This window comes from Vibrio sp. 704 (assembly GCF_033339295.1).
Genome location: NZ_JAWOUH010000788.1, coordinates 1 through 571, shown reverse-complemented (window position 1 = coordinate 571; position 571 = coordinate 1). Strand labels below are relative to the sequence as shown.

Genomic DNA, 571 nt, shown 5'->3' with positions numbered 1-571 from the left:
CGATTGCCGTTGAAACGCAGCCAGTACTGACCAATGCGCTATAAAAAAGAGCCGCTATTGCGGCTCTTACTATTTCAATTTATTCGAAGTTTTAAATTACTTCTCTTTACCGAATACGTTGTTCTCTTGCTCTTGTACGCGGATGAAAGTCGTACGCTTCGTTAGTTCTTTAAGCTTCGCTGCGCCTACGTAGGTACAGGTTGAACGCACACCACCAAGGATATCTGAGATCGTGCCGTGAACGCTGCCACGGAATGGCAATAGTACGGTTTTACCTTCAGCGGCACGGTACTTAGCCACACCACCAGAGTGCTTGTCCATTGCCGACTGAGAAGACATGCCGTAGAACTTCATGAAAGTTTCACCATCTTTCTCGATGATCTCGCCGCCTGACTCTTCGTGACCCGCTAACATACCGCCAAGCATCACGAAGTCTGCACCGCCGCCAAACGCTTTTGATACGTCACCCGCGCATGAACAACCTCCGTCACCGATGATCATACCACCAAGGCCGTGCGCCGCATCACCACACTCAATGATTGCAGAACGCTGAGGATAACCCACACCCGTT

The 571-nt window shown here is 50.1% G+C and carries 1 protein-coding gene; it reads right to left on the bottom strand.

Features of this window, described 5'->3' with window-relative positions:
- Positions 1–96: 96 nt before the first annotated feature.
- A partial coding sequence (locus R7R24_RS29120; RefSeq protein WP_318120514.1) for an IMP dehydrogenase occupies positions 97–571 on the bottom strand: 475 nt, incomplete at its 5' end.